Source organism: Hymenobacter lapidiphilus (assembly GCF_003417065.2).
Taxonomy (GTDB): Bacteria; Bacteroidota; Bacteroidia; order Cytophagales; family Hymenobacteraceae; genus Hymenobacter.
Genome location: NZ_QVLT01000042.1, coordinates 18,597 through 35,271, shown reverse-complemented (window position 1 = coordinate 35,271; position 16,675 = coordinate 18,597). Strand labels below are relative to the sequence as shown.

General features: G+C 62.6%; 14 protein-coding genes. 5 read left to right on the top strand and 9 right to left on the bottom strand.

The window, feature by feature from the left end; genetic code table 11:
• Positions 1-191 precede the first annotated feature (191 nt).
• Complete coding sequence (locus D0N36_RS17525; RefSeq protein WP_116943123.1) at positions 192-1,010, top strand: purine-nucleoside phosphorylase; 819 nt, start codon at positions 192-194, stop codon at positions 1,008-1,010.
• A gap of 31 nt (positions 1,011-1,041) precedes the next feature.
• Here the strand turns inward: D0N36_RS17525 and D0N36_RS17520 are convergent, their stop codons facing one another.
• The 4 genes from D0N36_RS17520 to D0N36_RS17505 form a co-directional block, all read right to left on the bottom strand.
• Positions 1,042-1,470: a hypothetical protein gene (locus D0N36_RS17520; protein WP_116943122.1), complete on the bottom strand. Its 429-nt coding sequence runs from the start codon at positions 1,468-1,470 to the stop codon at positions 1,042-1,044.
• A 531-nt stretch (positions 1,471-2,001) separates the two neighbouring features.
• Complete coding sequence (locus D0N36_RS17515; protein ID WP_242478987.1) at positions 2,002-2,568, bottom strand: hypothetical protein; 567 nt, start codon at positions 2,566-2,568, stop codon at positions 2,002-2,004.
• Between the two features lie 106 nt (positions 2,569-2,674).
• Positions 2,675-5,083, bottom strand: coding sequence for a TonB-dependent receptor (locus D0N36_RS17510; protein ID WP_116943120.1), 2,409 nt, complete (start codon positions 5,081-5,083; stop codon positions 2,675-2,677).
• A gap of 150 nt (positions 5,084-5,233) precedes the next feature.
• On the bottom strand, positions 5,234-5,575 hold the full coding sequence (locus tag D0N36_RS17505; RefSeq protein ID WP_116943119.1) for a hypothetical protein: 342 nt from the start codon (positions 5,573-5,575) through the stop codon (positions 5,234-5,236).
• A 182-nt stretch (positions 5,576-5,757) separates the two neighbouring features.
• Here D0N36_RS17505 and D0N36_RS17500 point away from each other — a divergent pair, with 182 nt between their 5' ends.
• Positions 5,758-6,198: a Fur family transcriptional regulator gene (locus tag D0N36_RS17500; RefSeq protein ID WP_190242745.1), complete on the top strand. Its 441-nt coding sequence runs from the start codon at positions 5,758-5,760 to the stop codon at positions 6,196-6,198.
• A gap of 275 nt (positions 6,199-6,473) precedes the next feature.
• Positions 6,474-6,602, top strand: a complete 129-nt coding sequence (locus D0N36_RS20015; protein WP_262895334.1) for a hypothetical protein — start codon at positions 6,474-6,476, stop codon at positions 6,600-6,602.
• Positions 6,603-6,711: 109 nt separating this feature from the next.
• Here the strand turns inward: D0N36_RS20015 and D0N36_RS17495 are convergent, their stop codons facing one another.
• The 4 genes from D0N36_RS17495 to D0N36_RS17480 all read right to left on the bottom strand — a co-directional run bounded on the left by D0N36_RS17495 (position 6,712) and on the right by D0N36_RS17480 (position 11,138).
• Positions 6,712-7,584 (bottom strand): DUF4249 domain-containing protein, encoded by an 873-nt coding sequence (locus D0N36_RS17495; protein WP_116943117.1) that lies wholly within the window; start codon positions 7,582-7,584, stop codon positions 6,712-6,714.
• Positions 7,585-7,590: 6 nt separating this feature from the next.
• Positions 7,591-9,933, bottom strand: a complete 2,343-nt coding sequence (locus D0N36_RS17490; protein WP_116943116.1) for a TonB-dependent receptor — start codon at positions 9,931-9,933, stop codon at positions 7,591-7,593.
• Positions 9,934-10,228: 295 nt separating this feature from the next.
• On the bottom strand, positions 10,229-10,537 hold the full coding sequence (gene trxA, locus D0N36_RS17485) for a thioredoxin (protein ID WP_116943115.1): 309 nt from the start codon (positions 10,535-10,537) through the stop codon (positions 10,229-10,231).
• Positions 10,538-10,697: 160 nt separating this feature from the next.
• Positions 10,698-11,138 carry a hypothetical protein gene (locus tag D0N36_RS17480; protein WP_116943114.1) on the bottom strand — a complete coding sequence of 147 codons (441 nt, stop codon included), beginning with the start codon at positions 11,136-11,138 and terminating at the stop codon, positions 10,698-10,700.
• A gap of 374 nt (positions 11,139-11,512) precedes the next feature.
• Here D0N36_RS17480 and D0N36_RS17475 point away from each other — a divergent pair, with 374 nt between their 5' ends.
• Positions 11,513-11,821, top strand: a complete 309-nt coding sequence (locus D0N36_RS17475; protein ID WP_116943113.1) for an HNH endonuclease — start codon at positions 11,513-11,515, stop codon at positions 11,819-11,821.
• Between the two features lie 70 nt (positions 11,822-11,891).
• Positions 11,892-12,953, top strand: a complete 1,062-nt coding sequence (locus tag D0N36_RS17470; RefSeq protein WP_116943112.1) for a DUF6687 family protein — start codon at positions 11,892-11,894, stop codon at positions 12,951-12,953.
• 144 nt (positions 12,954-13,097) lie between these two features.
• Here D0N36_RS17470 and D0N36_RS17465 read toward each other — a convergent pair whose 3' ends face one another.
• The gene (locus D0N36_RS17465) at positions 13,098-16,532 is read right to left on the bottom strand and encodes an AAA family ATPase (protein ID WP_147320963.1); all 3,435 of its coding nucleotides are present in this window, start codon (positions 16,530-16,532) and stop codon (positions 13,098-13,100) included.
• Positions 16,533-16,675: the final 143 nt, after the last annotated feature.

The following is a 16,675-nucleotide window of genomic DNA, read 5'->3' as shown; positions in this document are numbered from 1 at the left end:
CCCTTCGAGTTGAACGTGCGGTAGAGCAAGTCGCCAGATTAAAGCTGTCATCCTGAGCGAGCGAAGGACCTGGGCAGAAGCTATTCTTTTCTGAAGTCAGCTTCTGTCCAGGTCTTCGCTCCGCTCAGGATGACAGCTTTTTTTACCTGATCTTGCACCTCATAATCGAAAATCACCCACCAAAAACCAGCATGCAGCAACTAAACGAAGCCACCGCTTACCTTCAGAATACCTTACAGGATTTCCGCCCCGAGGCGGGCATCATCCTCGGCACCGGGCTGGGCGCGCTGGCCAACGAAATCGACGTGGAGCACCGCTTCAGCTACGCCGATATTCCGCACTTCCCGGTTTCAACGGTGGAAAGCCATGCCGGCGAGCTGCTGGCCGGCACACTGGCTGGCAAAAAGGTGCTCGTGATGCACGGGCGGTTCCACTTCTACGAGGGCTACAGCATGCAGCAGGTGGTGTTTCCGGTGCGCGTGATGAAGCTGCTGGGGATTCGCAACCTGTTCGTGAGCAATGCCAGCGGCGGCCTCAACCCCGACTACGACTACGCCGACCTGATGCTACTCGAAGACCACATCAACCTGCAGCCCACCAACCCGCTCGTGGGCAAAAACCTCGACGAGCTGGGCCCGCGCTTCCCCGATATGCTGGAGCCCTACGACCTGCGCCTGCTAAGCCTGGCCGAGGAAGCGGCCCGCGACCTGGGCCTGAGCCAGTATATGCGCCGGGGCGTGTACGCCAGCCTGCCCGGTCCCATGCTCGAAACGCCCGCCGAGTACCGCTACCTGCGCACCATCGGGGCCGATGCCGTGGGCATGAGCACGGTGCCCGAAGTTATTGCCGCCGTACAAATGGGCCTGCCGGTGCTGGCCGTATCCGTCATCACCGACCTGTGCGCCCCCGGCAAGCTCAAAAAGGTGAACATCGCCGATATCCTGCGCACCGCCGCCACGGCCGAACCCCGCCTCACGGCCCTCATTAAAACTGTGCTGGCGAAGCTGTAAGCTTGTTAAGCTGCCGTTGCGAGCAGCGCCCTCACCGCACTGTTTTAAACAGGTACGTTTCCGGCTGACCGGCTTTATCGGGGCGGTAGAGGTACAGGGTTTCCGTGCTGGCACTTTCCACGGTGAAATTCTGCGGGTCGCCCTTATGGTCGATGAGGTTGAGCTGGCGGTTGTCGGGGTCGCTGAGCTTCCAGGTGCCGGCCGTTTCCGAATTGTCGCTGAGCAGGACGCGGCGGTAGCTGCCGTCGGCGGCAAAGCGGAGGGCGAATCGGTCCTTGATGGCGTCGGCGCGAGTGGTCTGGCCGGCGGCGGTGTACTCACCCAAATACCAGGTGCTGGTCTGGGTGAGGGCGGCAGCCGTTATCGGCGACTTAGGCGGCTGAACGCAGCACTCTTTTTCGTCGCAACTGCCCAGCGTGAGGGCCAGCGCCGCCAAGGCCAGGAATAAAAAGCGTTTCATAAAATAAGTAGGAAGGTGCAAACTACTGTCAGGAGTGCAGCCGGCCGGAGAAGGTTGCAGCCAGGCACCCGCGAAGACCGCTAATTGCTACGGCAACCGGCGAAAACCGAAAATACGGCAGTCGGCAATGCTGTGCGTGGTTAGGTGAAGGGCTTGGCTGACCAGCACGAAGCACGGGGTCGTAGCAGGGGCGAGGGCAACGCTGGCGCATCAAATTCCGGGCATAGCAGCGCCTTGGGCCGGCAGCACAGCGCGGCCGTCAGCGGCAGGGCGCAAGAGGCTGCAGCCGGCTACTACGGATGAGCGGCGCATGGCAGAACGGTGTCGGGTCCGCAAGCAGGAGGTGCCGGACAGCCCAAAAGTTGTCGTTGTCCACGCATCAGTCACGCTCGAATAATTCCCTGTGGCCGCCCATTCGCACAAAAGAAAGCACCCGCCATTGGCGGGTGCCTTCCCAAATTTCTCTACAACCAAAAAGAGAGAAAACGCGGGCAGCCGGTTGCAGCCGGCTACCCAATCACGCTGCAGGATTTATCTCACTGTTGTCGGGAATACCACTTCCACGTCGGTGGTGCCGGGAGCGAAGGTGCCGTTTTTCGCGCCGGGCTGGTGGCGGAGCGTGATTTTGAGCGTGCCCGTAGCGGCGGCCGTCGTGACGAGGCGGGTTTCCAGGCCCAATTCCAGGTTGTTCTTGTCCTTGTCGGTGCGCGTTACCGTCATCAGATTGGCCGGGGTGGGCTCGAAGAAGAGCAAGTGCTCATCGGATTCCTCCTTCACCTCATCGGAGGTAACAACGACTGGGTTTTTGGTTTCGTCCAGCAGCCGCAGCGCCCCGACATACGTGGTATTGGCCGCTAGGCTCAGCGTGCCAATAGTAGGCGCCGTACCCCCGTCGCCATCCAGGTCGCGGTAGGATACGACTACGGGCGTACCGCCACCCACCGGAGTGAGCGTGTAGGTTACGGTCGTGATTTGTTCGTTGTCCTCGTCGGGCGTGGGGTCTTCGTTGTCTTTTTTGCAGGCGCTGAACAACGGGGCGGCAGCTAGCAATGTCAGCATAGCCGTGCGTAGAAATGAGGTTTTGAATGGAGTGTGCATGAGTGAAAAAGGATAAAAAGTGAAAAGGAATGAAGTAGAAAAAGGGGGAGGAAATGAGCGGTTGGAGGCTGGCCGCTGAATCAAGTGCCGCTATGCGGTTCGCTGCTCAGGGTTTGCGGCTGAGTTCGAGCGGCACCCGCACCCGCAACGTCACGTTGCGGCCCATTTCGTCGGTGAAGTAGCGGTAGCGGTTGAGGTAGTCGCGGTAGCGTTGGTTGAGCAGGTTCGAGCCGGCCACGCTCACCTCCAGCGGCAGGCGGCCCCAGCGCACCGTGGTGCCGGCTTGCAGGCCCAGCAGCGCGTAACCGGCGGGCGGGGCCTTGTAGTCGCGGGCGGCGTAGTCGGCGGGCACGCGGGTTTGGCGGGCCACCGCGTAGCCGCCCAACTGCACGTAGCGTTGGCTGAAGCGGCCACCCGGTTGGTCGGCAAAATCGTAGCGCACCGAGGCTTCGGCCCGGTCGGCGGGCATAAAAATCTGCCACTCATCGGCACGGGTGTCGCGGGCCCGCACGATGGAGCCCTTCGCGCCCAGCAGCCAGCGCGGGGCCAGCTGGTAGGTGCCCGCCGCATCAATACCCCGAAACGTGGCGTTGGTTTGCTGAAACTGGGAGCTGATGAGCGCCCCGCGAATCGTGATAACCGGCGGCAGAATGGGTACCTGGTAGATGAAGTCGGTGATGCGCGTTTGGTAGAGCGTGAGTTCTCCGTTCAGGCGCGGGTTGTCGTGCCAGGTAGCGGTCAGGCCCACGTTCAGGGCGGTTTCGGGCACCAGCGCGCCATTGCCGGGCACCAGGTCGTAGCCCAGCTCATACTGGGCGTTGTGCACCCCGTCGCTGAACCGCTCGTTGGCGGCCGGAGCCCGGCGGGTCAGGCCCGAAGCCAGATTGAGCGTCAGGTGCGTGGTCGGGTCGTAGGTGGCGCCCAGCGAGGCGGCCGGGGTGGTGTACTGAAACCGGGTACGATCCACGAAAAAGGCCCCGCTAGCGTCCCGGTCGCCGCGTCGCACCTGCAAGTCGCGCCGGTCAAGGCGGGCTCCCGCCTCCAGCAGCCACTTGTCTTTCTGCCAGCGCTCAATCCAGAAAGCGCCCCCGATGGTGTTGGTGTAGAAGGGGATGAACTGCCGGCTGCCCGTCGCGTAGCGGTTGGCCTGGTAGGTGCCGGCCACCCCCACGCTGCCCGTAAAGTTGTGCCAGCGCTGATGCTCCCAGAGCAGCTCGGCAGTGCTGGTGCGGTTGGTGTAGCTGAGCTCGGGCAGGTTGCGGGCCGCCAGGTTGTTGTTGCGGGGCCGGTTTTTGTCGTACTCGTCGCGGTAGTCAACCTGCTGGCTGATGGTGGCCGTCAGCCGGCCGGCGTTACCGGTGCGCACGAAGCCCGTGAGCCGGCCCAAATCGTGGCGCACCTGCTGGTAAGCCCGGCGAATGTCGTAGCTGAAGCTCCCGGTTTGCAGGGGCCGGCTCCGCCCGATGGCCAGCACCAAATCGGAGGGGTTGCCCACTTCGGCCGCCGGCAGAATGCCGAGCTGGGTACGGAACTGGCTGTAGAAGGCATCGACGCCGTAGGTATCCTTGCGCCAGCCGGCGGCGGCCGAGAAGTCGTATTCCGCGAAGCCCGAGTTTTTGAGGTAATAGCCGGGAGCCCGCATGGTACCGGCCCGTTTGGCCGTGCCCTGCACCCGCCAGCTAAAGGCCGGCAGCCGGCGCAAGTTGCCCTCCAGCGTGCCCGAAGCCGCGCCTAGGCCGTTGTTGCTCATGCCCACCAGGTTCAGCTCGGCCCCGATGCCGGCCGAGTCGCGCAAGGGCCTGGGCTCCACCAGCACCACGCCCCCGATAGCGTCGGAGCCGTAGCGCACGCTGGCCGCGCCCTTCACCACCGTGAGGCGGGAGGCAATAAACGGGTCAATTTCGGGGCCGTGCTCCTGGCCCCACTGCTGGCCCTCCTGCCGCACGCCGTTGTTGAGGATGGTGAGCCGATTGGAGTGCAGCCCATGAATCATGGGCTTGAAAATGCTCGGCCCGGTCTGGATGGCCGTAACGCCGGAAATCTTCTGCAAGGCCTCGCCCAGCGCCTCGCCCCGGGTTTGCTGCAACGCCTGGCCGCTGAGCGTGGCCGTGGGCTGGGTAACAGGGGCCGTTACCCGGGCTCCGCGCACGGTGGCCCCACGCAACACCACTGCATCAGGGTGCAGCTGGAAGTCGCGCACAACGGCGCGCTCCACCCGTAGCTCCGCCGTTTCGGACTCGTAGCCCAAATACGAAACCCGCACGTGGTAGAGGCCCGCGCAAAGATGGAAATGGAAGTTGCCCGCGTTGTCGGTTTGGGTAGCCTGCTGGGTTTCGAGCACCACCACCGTCGCACCCGGCATATCGGCCCGCGACTCGTGGTCGGCCACGCGCCCGCTCAGCGACAGGGTGCAGGCGGCGGCATTCTGGGCCCGGGTCGCTGCCGCCGTGCTGAGCACGAGCAGCAACGCCAGGCACAGCCGAACCACCGGGACGCCCGGAAATCGGATAAACATGAAGAGGGGAAGGGAAGCCAGAGAATGTGAAACCGGCCGTCGGGGCAGTGCTCCAGGCAGAAGCACGCGGGTTTTTCAACTGAAAACAGGAGTATAGCCACCTCGCCTTTTCATCAAAGCGAAAGACGGGGCTACCGACGACCTACGGAATCAGCTCCGGCGGGGCGGGCCGCGCGAGTCAGCGGCCGGGGCCGGGACGCTCAGCCAGTTCGGGGCGGGGGCTACCGAAGCCGCCGCCAGGTAAGTGGTAAAAACGGAAGGCAGCTCCACCGGCGAGCCGGGCTGGAACGGGATGTGGTAGAAACTATCGATGTCGCAGTGCTGGTGCGGGGCGCTGAGCACGGTTTTACCGTGCAGGTTCCCGGACACCTGGCTGGGCTCCTCGGTGGTGTGCTGGTGCTGGTGCAGACTTAGTATCCACGCCTCCGGCAGCAGCACCCGCGTAAAGCAGAGCAACAGCACCAAAGCCAGCCGGGAACGAAGAGTTTGCATGTGCAACGATGTAACGCAGTAAGCCAAAGGTACGCGGGAAAACTGACTCTGGTTTAGATCGGTTGAGAAACATGTTGGCACTAAACTTTGCGGCTGCAACTTTGCTACTTTTACGGCTGTTTGCCGCCTGCCAGTCTCCTCACGACCAGCGCATAGTTGTCGTTTTATTTGCCTCTCAGCTCATGTGTGCCGCTCCCGCTTCCGACCGTCTTGCCCAAACCCTCAGCCGCCACGGCCTGCGCCAAACCCCCGTGCGCCGGGCCGTGCTTCAGGTGCTGTCCGATTCCGCCTACGCCCTCTCGGGGAGCGAAATGGAGCAGCAACTGCCCGCCGACACCGACCGCATCACGCTCTATCGGACGCTCAAAAGCTTCGAGGAAAAGGGGCTGATTCACCGCGTTATCGACTCGACCGACATCATCCGCTATGCCTCCTGCTCGGTGGAATGCAGCGTTGAGGCGCACTTCGATAACCACGTGCATTTCAAGTGCACTGCCTGCGAGCATATCTACTGCCTGAATCAGGTGGCCATTCCGGCCGTAACGCTGCCCGCCCGCTTCGAGGCCGTTAGCCGCGACTACCTGCTGGCGGGTGTGTGCCGCGAGTGCCAGCCAGCATCTTAACCTTCTTTTCAGTTCTTTGAGGAAGGTCTGCTGACCATTTGTCAATGCTGACACGGCGCGCGTAAGTCAAGCGGAAGGTGGGTAACAGGAGGCCATTGCGGCGGCTAAAACGACCGGCGTCTTCGATACACCGGCTTTTCAGGAGTTGGAAAAGCGCCATGACGCCATCATTGCCAGGCACTAGGAAGTGGTAGTCCGGCACGATACCGTGCTTACTTAAGCGCCACGCCGAACTAGAGGCCCGCCACGCCAGCGGGAAGGTAGCCGACGAGCAGATGCGACAGGACCACGACCAGATGAAGCAGGAGGACCAGTCAATCCGGCAGGAGCATGAGCAGTTGGTACAGGACCACGCCCGAATGCAGCAGGAGCATCAGCAGTTATTGGAAAAGCCTGAAAAGTAACAGCCTGTCTGGAAAATTACTGGATGCCAAAGGCCCGGCTCCATGCGCTAAAATTGCATGGGACCGGCCCTTCGGTTATCGATAATATGTAACCTGTGAGTCCTCTGGCTTAGCGCACAATCACGCTTCGGCGCTGATAGCTGAGTACCGTGAACACACCCAGGCCACCTTCGATGGTGCTTTTGATAGCCGAGGGCTGGCCGAACGGGTTGCCGTTGGCGTTGCGCGCATCCTGCACCGACTGCAGGAACTGGAAGTAGGGCCGGTCGAGGTGGTAGAGGCTGACGACGAGCGTGTCGTTGCGCTTGAAGTCGTAGCCCGTGCCCAGCGTGTATTCGGTACCGTTGCTGAGGCGGTCTTCGACGGTGTATTCCACCTCCGGGTCGTTGTTCACGCGGCGGCGATGAATCTGGAAGCGGTAATAGTCGAACGGGGTGGCAGGATCCAGGAAGCGGGTGAGCACGTAGGCGCGGCGCTCGGCTTCGGGCTTGTCGTTGAACACCCACTCCACGGTATCAATGGGCACCAGCACGGGCACGATGGCCGAGCCGGTTACCCGGCGGCCCTTTGTGTCGGTGAGTTCGAGGCTAAACGTCTGGCCGGGCTGGGCCGCCAGAATGCGGGTGCCGATATGGGTGTAGGCTTTGCCGGTGCGCTTATCCTGACCGGGCACAAACTTCAATACTTCGCGCCGGCCATCGGGCAGCGTGAGCGTGGCCGTTACATCGGTGGGCACCTGGGGCGTGGGCGCGGCCAGGTAATCCACCGATTCGGTGACGGTAATGCGGGGCGCCTGGCCGTTTTCGAGGTAGGCCTCCACCACCAGCTGGGCCGGGTAGGCGGGCAGCTCAACATCGACATCCTTCTGCAGGCCACAGCCCACCAGCGCCGCGCTGCCCAGCAGCAGGCCCACCAGGCCCGCGGCCCGGAAGCTCTGCCGGCCCGTAGTAAACATCCGCGAAACCAACGTAATCCGTATCATCCGCGCTTAAAATTTAAAGTTGTAGGTCACCGACGGAATCACCGGGAACAACGACACCTGCCGGGCCCGGTAGCTGGTTACCTGCTCCGTCTGCTCGTCCTTCACCTGGTCGAAATACACAAAATACGGATTACGCCGATTATAGGCGTTGTACACGCTGAATGTCAGGTCCGACTCCGGGAACCAGCGCGTGGGTTTCAGCTGCCACACCACGCCCAGATCGAAGCGGTTGTAAGGGGCCAGCCGGTAGGTGTTGCGCTGCGGGTAGATGGGCACGGCCGATGGTTCGGCCCCGTACACATCCTGAAAGCCGAAACGGCCCAGCGGCAGGGTAGTAGCCTGGCCCGAGCTGAACACGAACGAGCCCGACAGCTTCACCCGATCCGAGAGGTTATGGATAACCACGGCCGTCAGATTGTGGCGCCGGTCGTAGCTGGGGTAAAACGTGTCGCCGTTGTTGATGCCCGAAGTGCCGCGCTGGGGCGGGAAGCGCCGCTTGGTCCAGGCCAGCGTGTAACCCAGCCAGCCGGTGGTGCGGCCCTGCTTTTTCTCCAGGTAGATTTCGTTGCCATACGCCCAGCCCTTGCCGAACAGAAACTCCGAGTCGAGGTCGGGATTGACAAACAGCTGGGCGCCATCCTTGAAATCGATCTGGCGCTGGGCCCACTTGTAGTACACTTCGTTGGTGATGAGGTAGCGCCCGTCGCCGAGTAGCCAGCTGACGCCGGCCGCCACTTGCTGGCTGCGCTGGGGCCGCACCGACCCGCGCGAGGGGTACCAAATGTCAGTTGGCAGCGAGGCCCCCGAATTGGTGACCAGATGCACGTACTGGTACATAAGCGCGTAGCTGCCCTTTACCGACAAATTGGGCGACAGGGCATACCGGGCCGCCGCGCGCGGTTCTATCCCGCCATACCGCTGCCCACCCGATTGGAACCCCGAGGCCCGCAGCCCGGCTTCGAACTGCCACTTCTCCGACGGATTGTACACGTCCGACACGTACACCGCGCCTTCCTGGCCCAGGTAGCTGATGTCGGAGCCCAAGTTCAGGCGGCCGTCGCCGGAGCCGGCCCGGAGCCGCCCGGTGCCAAAGCGGTGGGCCGTAGCGGTGATGCCCACCTTCAGCGCGTGCTGCTCGTTGGGCCGGAAGTCGAGGTCGGAGCGCAGGTTCAGGTCCTGAATATCGGAGGCCAGGTTGAAGGAAAACTGGTCGAGCTTATTGCTGATTTCGTATTTATAGCCAGTGTAGGAAGCGGTGGTATTCAGAAACAGCCGCGAGTTGAACTGGTGGCTCCAGCGCAGCGCCGCTACCCGATTTCCCCAGTTGAAATTGAAATTGAAGCCCTGGCCCGAGCCGAAGCTGAAGGCATCGTTACCCAGGTAGCCACTCAGAAACAGCTCGTCCTTCTCGCCCAGCTTGTAGTTGGCCTTGGCGTTGAAATCGTAGAAGTAGTAGTCGGGAATAGGGTTGAAGTCGGGGTCGTCCTGGTTGAGCTTGTTGATTTGGCGCGTGAATATGTCGAAGTAGGTGCGGCGGCCCGCCACCAGAAACGCGCCTTTGCCCTTCTTTATCGGCCCCTCCAACGTCAGACGCGACGAAATCAGCCCGATACCGCCACTGACACCGATTTTTTCGGGGTTGCCGGGCCGCATCTTCACATCGACCACCGACGAAAGCCGGCCGCCGTACTGGGCCGGAAACCCGCCCTTATACAAGTCCACCGACTGCACGGCATCGGGGTTGAACACCGAAAACAGCCCGAACAGGTGGCTGGGGTTGTACACCAGCGCATCGTCGAGCAGTACCAGGTTCTGGTCGGCCGAGCCGCCGCGCACAAACAGGCCGCTGGTGCCCTCGCCGCCGTTCTGCACGCCGGGCTTGAGCTGCAGGGTTTTCAGGATATCGACCTCGCCGAACAGCGCAGGCAGCAACTTCGCCTCTTTAGCCGTGAGGCGCTCGACGCTCATCTGGGTGGTTTGCAGCTTGTCTTTGAGCGTACCGCTGCCCTGCACAATGACCTCGCCCAGCTCGTTTCCGGCCGCCGTTAGCTGAAAGCTCTGTCGTTGGTCGCGGCTCAGGTTCAGGTCGCGGCTCTGGCTCTGGTAGCCAATAAACGAAACCAGCAGCCGGTAGCGGCCGGCCGGCAGCGTAAGCTGGAAGGTGCCTTTTTCGTCGGCGGTGGCACCCAGGCCCAGCGCGGGCACGGCTACCGTGGCACCGGGCAGTATTTCGCCGTTGCCGGCTGCTTTCACCAGCCCACTGAGGGTATAGCGGGCCTGGGCAAAGCATGCGGCGGGCAATACTATAAAAGCCAGCAGAAAAAACCCGAAAGCGAAGCGTAAAGTCATCAAAGCCAACCGTGCAGTAAGGGTGCAAAGGTACGCCCGCGTTCTGAAAACCCGGCAGCAGGCCGAATGTTGCCAGCACTCCTCAGGCAGGCCAGGCCCCTCCTTATAACTTACGCAAAGAGACTCTGGCGCGAAGCCCCGGCTTCGCGCATCGTTGCTGACGGCCAATCAATTATGTTCAACGATACGCGCAGCCGGAGCTTCGCACATCGTTGCTTTGCGTAATCCTTTTGCGCAGGTTCTGTAACCCCTCCAGGCAGGGGCGGGCGCCCAGTAGGCTGGCAGCGCCCGGCGCTTACTTAATGGCGCCTTGTATGGCCTGACTGATTTGGGCCGCGGGCACCACGCCCGCCTGCCGCCAAACCGGCTGTCCCTGATGAAACAAAATCAGGGTAGGAATACTCTGGACCCGAAACTGCTGGGCCACTGCCTGGTTTTTATCGACGTCAATTTTGATAACCTTGAGCTTGCCCTGGTGCTGGCTGGCTACTTGCTCCAGAATGGGGGCCATCGTTTTGCAGGGGCCGCACCAATCGGCATAAAAATCAACCAAAACAGGCATGCCGGGGCTGTTGAGGAGTTCGGAAAACGACTTTTTAGGCATAATGAGAGCGGTAAAAGGTGGCCGGCTTCAATACGAGCGGTACTTGCCTGTACGCAGCTGCCCGGTTAAAGTAGCGGAGCCGAATGGGCGGAACGCAAAAAGCCCGGTGCTGTAGCACCGGGCTTTAAATAGGAGGGAAGGCAAAAAGCTGGCCTGCCGCTTATTGCTTGGTTATCAGGTTCACGTCGTTGGCTACTTCGGAGAAGCTGAAGCTGCCGCCCACTACTTTTTTGCCGTTTACCAGGCACTCCCAGGTGTAGGCGCCGGGCGTGGCCATACCAGCCTCGCCGGATGTGGCTTTAAAGTAGTCGGCCTCAGTAGCCGGTGAAGGGAAGAGCACGTCAATGCCATTCTGGCCCCTCTCAATTTCCTTTACCAGGATGTACGCCTTGCCGGTGCGCTGGCTGGTTACAACGAACTTAGCCGAGTAGGCGCCCAGCTGCCCGAATTTATCTACTACGCCCAGCTTGGCGAAAGTTTCGGTGGATACAAGCCAGGTTTGGGCCCGCGCCTGCGAAGGGGAGAAAACGGCCAGCACCAACAGCAGCGCAGCAGCCGGTATCAGTCGGCGCAAAACAAAATCAAAAGTAGAAAGACGCATAGAAAGCGGTGAAAGAGTGAAGAAGAATTGCGACGAGAAGGTGGTTCTTGCTCTCCGGCTGTAATGAGACAGACAGGTAATATTTGGGAATATAGACAAGAAGTAATCAAATATAAATACTCTCCAGATCATTTCTACAAGCTTATGGCATTTAAATTATCCTAATAGTAATATTATTTGAATGACGGGTAGCGAAAGCAAGGAATCGGGCCGGCTCTGCCGGAATATGGTCTGGTTTCCAGCTGTAAGGTACTGGCTAGCCAGCCCATGTGTGGAGTTGGGCAGCTCACCGAACGCAGCCGTAAAATTCGCGAAACCCGGCAACCGGCCGCGTGTTCTTTTTCAGCAGCGCCTGCTACCCATTGGTTTCGTTTATGCCTATTGATTTCACTACAGCTACCGAAGAACCTGGCGGCAACCGGTGCGCGCTGTGCGAGCGGGATGTACAGCGGACGTCGCGTCACCATTTGGTGCCCCGCGAGGAGGGCGGCCGCCACGGCCCCACCGCCGACCTCTGCCAGCCCTGCCACAGTACCATCCATCTGCTACTCGACAACAAAACCCTGGCCCGCCACTACGCCAGCATCGAGCAGTTGCGCTCGGCCGAAGAGCTGCAGAAATACCTGCATTGGATTCGCCGCAGCCGGGTAGAGCGCATCAGCAACCGGCGGGGCAGGAAGTGAAAGGAAGTAAAAAAGGCGAAGTGCTATTCTGCCTTCCTTGCTACCTTTCGCCCCCATTCACCTCTCCGCTTTGTCCAGATATTTTGTTCCGTTTCGGGCGCTTCGCCGGCAGCCGACCATTGTAGTGGACAGCACGGGGCTGGGTGCAGTGCTCACGCTGGCGCACTGGCGCGGGGCCGCCACGCCCGTTGCCCTGCACGACGATACCAGTGCCGGCTCGGCTCTGCGGGCCCTGCACGCGCCTGCTACCCCCGGCCTGCAGGCCTGCGCCGTAACGGCCAACCACTTCGATATCGACGGCTTCGTGGGCGTGTGGGCGCTGCTTAACCCTGAACTGGCATTGTGCCACGAACCTCTGCTGCGCCTCGTGGCCATTCTCGGCGACTTTCGCGAAATCGACTGGCAGCACCCGCTCGCCGACCACGCCCTGCAACTGGTGTGCTGGCTGAATGCCGAGGAAAAGGCCCGTTTCTATGAACCCTTTGGCGCGCCAGCCCGCCGCCGCCGCGAAGACGAAGCTTCGGCCGAGAAGTTCGCCTGGTTTCTGCCCCGCTTCGCTGAGCTACTGGAAAAACCCGCGGCCGGCCGTGCCGCCTGGGAGCCGGAGTTTGCGCGCGTAAAGCAGGCCGTAGCCGTTATGCAAAGCCCCGCCGCCACCGTGCGCCGCTACCCCGCCATTGGCCTGACGGTGGTGCAGATGCCCGAGCCAGTGCCCTACTATGCTCTGTTCGGCCCCAGCATCGGCACCGATATAGTGCTGAGTCTCTACGACGACCAGCGCTACGAGCTGGAGTACAAATACACCACCTGGATTGACCTCGAAAGCCGCCCCACGCTGCCCCGGCTGCCCCTCGCGCCCCTCGCCGACCGCCTGAACGAACTGGAAACCACTCCCCGCCGCTGGACCCACGAGGGCATTACCGACACCGGCCCGCTGCTGCGCCTGAGCGGCCGCACCCTTAGCAAGTCCCAGCGCTACGCCGACCCCGACCAGCGCCCGATTTACGCCTCTTCCATTGCGCCCGAGGTTCTGGAGCGGGAAGTAGTAGCGTTTTTTGAGGAGAGCTACGTCGGAGTAGAGCCGAAAAAGTACTGGAGCTGGGCGCAGGTGAAGGCGGTAGGAGAGGTTTAGGAGTGAGCGGTGAGAAAAGGACCGTCATGCTGAGCGCAGTCGAAGCATCTCTACCGCAATGGCAATCCTGACATTGAGTTAGCATTGCGGTAGAGATGCTTCGACTGCGCTCAGCATGACGGTCCTTGTTTAACTGCTCACTGCTCACTTCTCCCCAAACCCCAGCACCTGCAGCGAACTGATGCCGCCCGTGCCTTTGCGGACGTTGATTTGAGTGCTGACGCGTTCTTTGAGGGCTTCGACGTGCGAGATAATGCCAATGGTTTTGCCGGTGCCCTGGAGCATTTCGAGGGCCGAAAGGGCCACGTCGAGCGTGTCGGGGTCGAGCGTGCCGAAGCCTTCGTCGATAAAGAGCGTGTCGATTTGGGTGCGGCGGCCGGCCAGCTCCGACAGGCCCAGCGCCAGCGCCAGGCTCACCAAAAAGCTTTCTCCACCCGAAAGCGAGTTCATCGAGCGCACGGCGCCGGCCTGGTACTCATCCTGAATGAGCAGGTCGAGGTGCTGCTCGGCGTGGCGCAGGATGCGGTAGCGGTCGGAGAAACGGTGCAGGTGGCGGTTGGCCAGGTCGACGAGGCGGGCCAGCGTGAGGCCCTGAGCAAATTCGCTGAACTTCCTGCCGTCGGCTGAACCGATGAGCTCGGCCAGGTGCCGCCACCGCAGGGCCTGCTGCTGCTGGTTTTCGAGGGCCGTGGCCAGTTCGGCGTGGCGCTGCTGGCCGGCGTGGTGGGCGCTGAGACGCTCTTGGCGCTGCCCCAGCTGCTGGTTGAGCGTGGCCAGCTGCTCGTTGGCGGCCGCCAGTTGCTGAGCAGTATGCTCGGGCGCGTCGGTGGTGAGGGCGCGGGCAGCCTGCTGCTCCAACTCAGTGCCGGTTTCAGTGAGGGTCTGTTCAACCAGCGCCACCTCGTGCTCGTGGCGGCGCAGTTGGGTTTGCAGCGTGGCAGCTTCGGTTTCGGGGAGTAGCAGCGGTAATAGCTCGGCGGGATTGGGGGGGAGGTCGGCGGCGGCTAGGTTGGCGGTTAGGGCCGTATGGCGCTGGTCGTGGGCCTGCTGCTGGGCCGCAGAGTCGAGCTCACGCTGGCGGAGCTGGTCGGCTGCCACCGTCAGGGCCGTATCGTGCTGGCGAAACTGCTCCTCAGCCTGCTCTGCTGCCTGTTCAGCCAACGTCACCGCCTGTTCCAGTGCCTGGCGCACTGCGGCCACATCGGGCTCGGGCAGCAGGGCCTGACGCTGGGATTTCTGCCGCTCGATGGCAAGGTGCTGGTCTACAAGGCCCTGCTTGTGCTCCTGCAGCCAACGCTTGGCCGCCTGCTCGTCGTGGGCCAGCCGCTCGATGAGAGCCTGGCCTATGTCGGCATCCTTGCTGGCCTTGTTGAATTCGGCCTGGTGGTCTTTGAATTCGGTTTCGAGCGTCCGCAGCCGGGTATGCATGGCGGCCCCGTTCTCGCCCGTAAACGTGAGCCCGAAGTTGATCAGCAGGCTTTCCAGCTGCGCTTTTATGGTGGGCAGCTGCTCGCGCACATCTGCGAGCTGCCGGCGGGCTTCCTGCAAATCCTGCTGCGTGACCACCTGGGCGCGCCCGGCGCCCTGCTGCTCCGAGAGGGCCTGGGCAAGCTGCTTTTCGGCGACGGTACGCAGCTCCTCCAGTTCCTTGAGCTGTTGCACCAGCGCCCGGCTTGCGGCGGGTACAGCCTCCTCGCGGGCCGGCGTAATGAACTGCAGAGGCGCGTCGGGGGCTACGCGGCTGGCATCGCCGCCCGTGTTTTCGAGCAGGTTGAGGAAGGTGCTGAGGCGGTTGACGCGGGCGTTGAGGGCGTGGGCTTCCTGGGTGAGGCTCTCTACTTTGGCCTGCTCCTGCGCCAGCCCGGCGTTGGTGAGGCCGAGCACGCCGGCCGCGTAGGGGTGCTCCAGGGCCCCACACAGCGGGCAGGGCTCGTGGGGCTGCAGCTGCCGGCGGGCTTCCTCGTGGCTGAGAATAAGCTGCTGGGCCTGTATCAGCTGGCGCTGGGTTTCGCGGTGGGTTTCGGTGGCGGCCAGTTCGCGGCGCAACGTCTGTACGTGGTGGTGCAGCACACGAAGCTGCTCGTCGCGGGTGGCGGCGGCTATTTGGGCCTGCTGCTCGTGGGTATTAAGGTGCTGGCGGGCGAGGCGGGCGGCGGCGGCGGCTTGCTCCTCCTGTTGCCGAGCCTCGCGCAGGCGGTTGTCGAGGGTAGTAACCCGCAGGTTCAGCTGGCCATCGTCGCCGCGCAACCGGTCATAGTCCTGCACCAGGCCCGTAAAAGCTCCGAAAGCCTCCAGCATGTCGGCCCGGTGGCTGTGCTGGCGCAGCCAGTCGGCGGTAGTGGCCAGCTGCTCGCGAGCCTGCTGGGTGCGGGCGGTAGCAGCGGCCAGCTCGGCGCTCAGGTCTTTACACTCGGCCAGCTTCTTTTTATACTCCAGGCTGCGGCCTTCCAGCTCGCGGGTTTGCTGGGCAAGACTTACATCAAGCTGCTCGGCAGCCCGTAAATCGGGGTCCCGGGTAGTGCGGGCCAGGGCAGCGTCCTCGCGGGCCTTACGGGTGGCGAGGCGGGCCGTTTCGGCGGTGGTGCGGCGCTGCTGTAACTCGGGCAGCTGCTGGTGCAGGCGTTCGACTTCGGACCGCAAGCGGGCCAGCTGCCCGGAGTCCTGGCGCAGCAAAGCCAGCTCGGGGGCGAAGGGCAGGGCCTGCAGGTGCAACGCCAGCCGCTGGCGCTGCGGAGCGAGGGTTTCGGCCTGAGCGGCGAGTTGCTGGCTGCGCAGCCCGGCGCTGAGTTGCTTCTGCTGCAAATCGTGCAGGCGCTGGTGCCAGCGCTGCGTTACGCGCAGCTGCTCCTGGCCGGCAGTGGCCCCGGCCAGCTGGCGGGTCAGGCCCTGGGCTTCTTCTGCCAGAAAAGCTGCTTCCTCGGGCGAGAGAAGCGCCACGCCGTTCAGGCCCTGGCGCAGCTGCTCCACCTGCTGGGTTTCGTGCTTGGCCCGCTCGAAGGCCGCCCGCGAGATATCGGAGTACTTTTTGGTGTCGGTGATTTTCTCCAGCAGCTGGGCCCGCTCGCCGGCCGGGGCCTTCAGAAACCGCGTGAAGTCGCCCTGGGCCAGCAGCACCGAGCGCAGAAACTGCTTGTATTCGAGCCCGCTCAGCTCGGCCACCCGCGGCGGTACTTTCGATTTGTAGGTTTCCAGAAACTCCCAGGTTTCGGTGCCATCTTCGGCCTGTTTCCGCTCGCTGAGCTCCATTCTGGGGTCCTGCAGGTTGGCCCCGGCGCGCTTGCGGGCGCGGTACTGGCCCCACTTGCTGCGGTACTGCCGGCCGTTCACCTCAAACTCCACCTCGGCCCAGCTCTCGCCCGTGCCGTGGCTCATTACGTGCTCGGGGCCGGTGGTTTCGTGGCGGGGCACCTGGCCGTAGAGGGCCAGCGTAATGGCGTCGAGGATGGTGGTTTTGCCCGCCCCGGTGGCGCCGGTAATGGCAAACAGGCCCGCATCGGCCAGCGGGGCAATGCTGAAATCCACGAAATGCTCGCCGCGCAAAGAGTTGAGGTTGAGGAAGCGGACGCGAAGGATCTTCATGCGGAGCGAATGGGGCAGGAGCGGGGCCTGCAAAGATAAGCTGTTCGGCTGGGCGCGGCCTATGCCGTAACCCGGGCAACCCGGAGAGCGGCTCACTACTCCTGCAGGCCGCGCATCATCCGCAGCCCGGCCGCCAATGATGC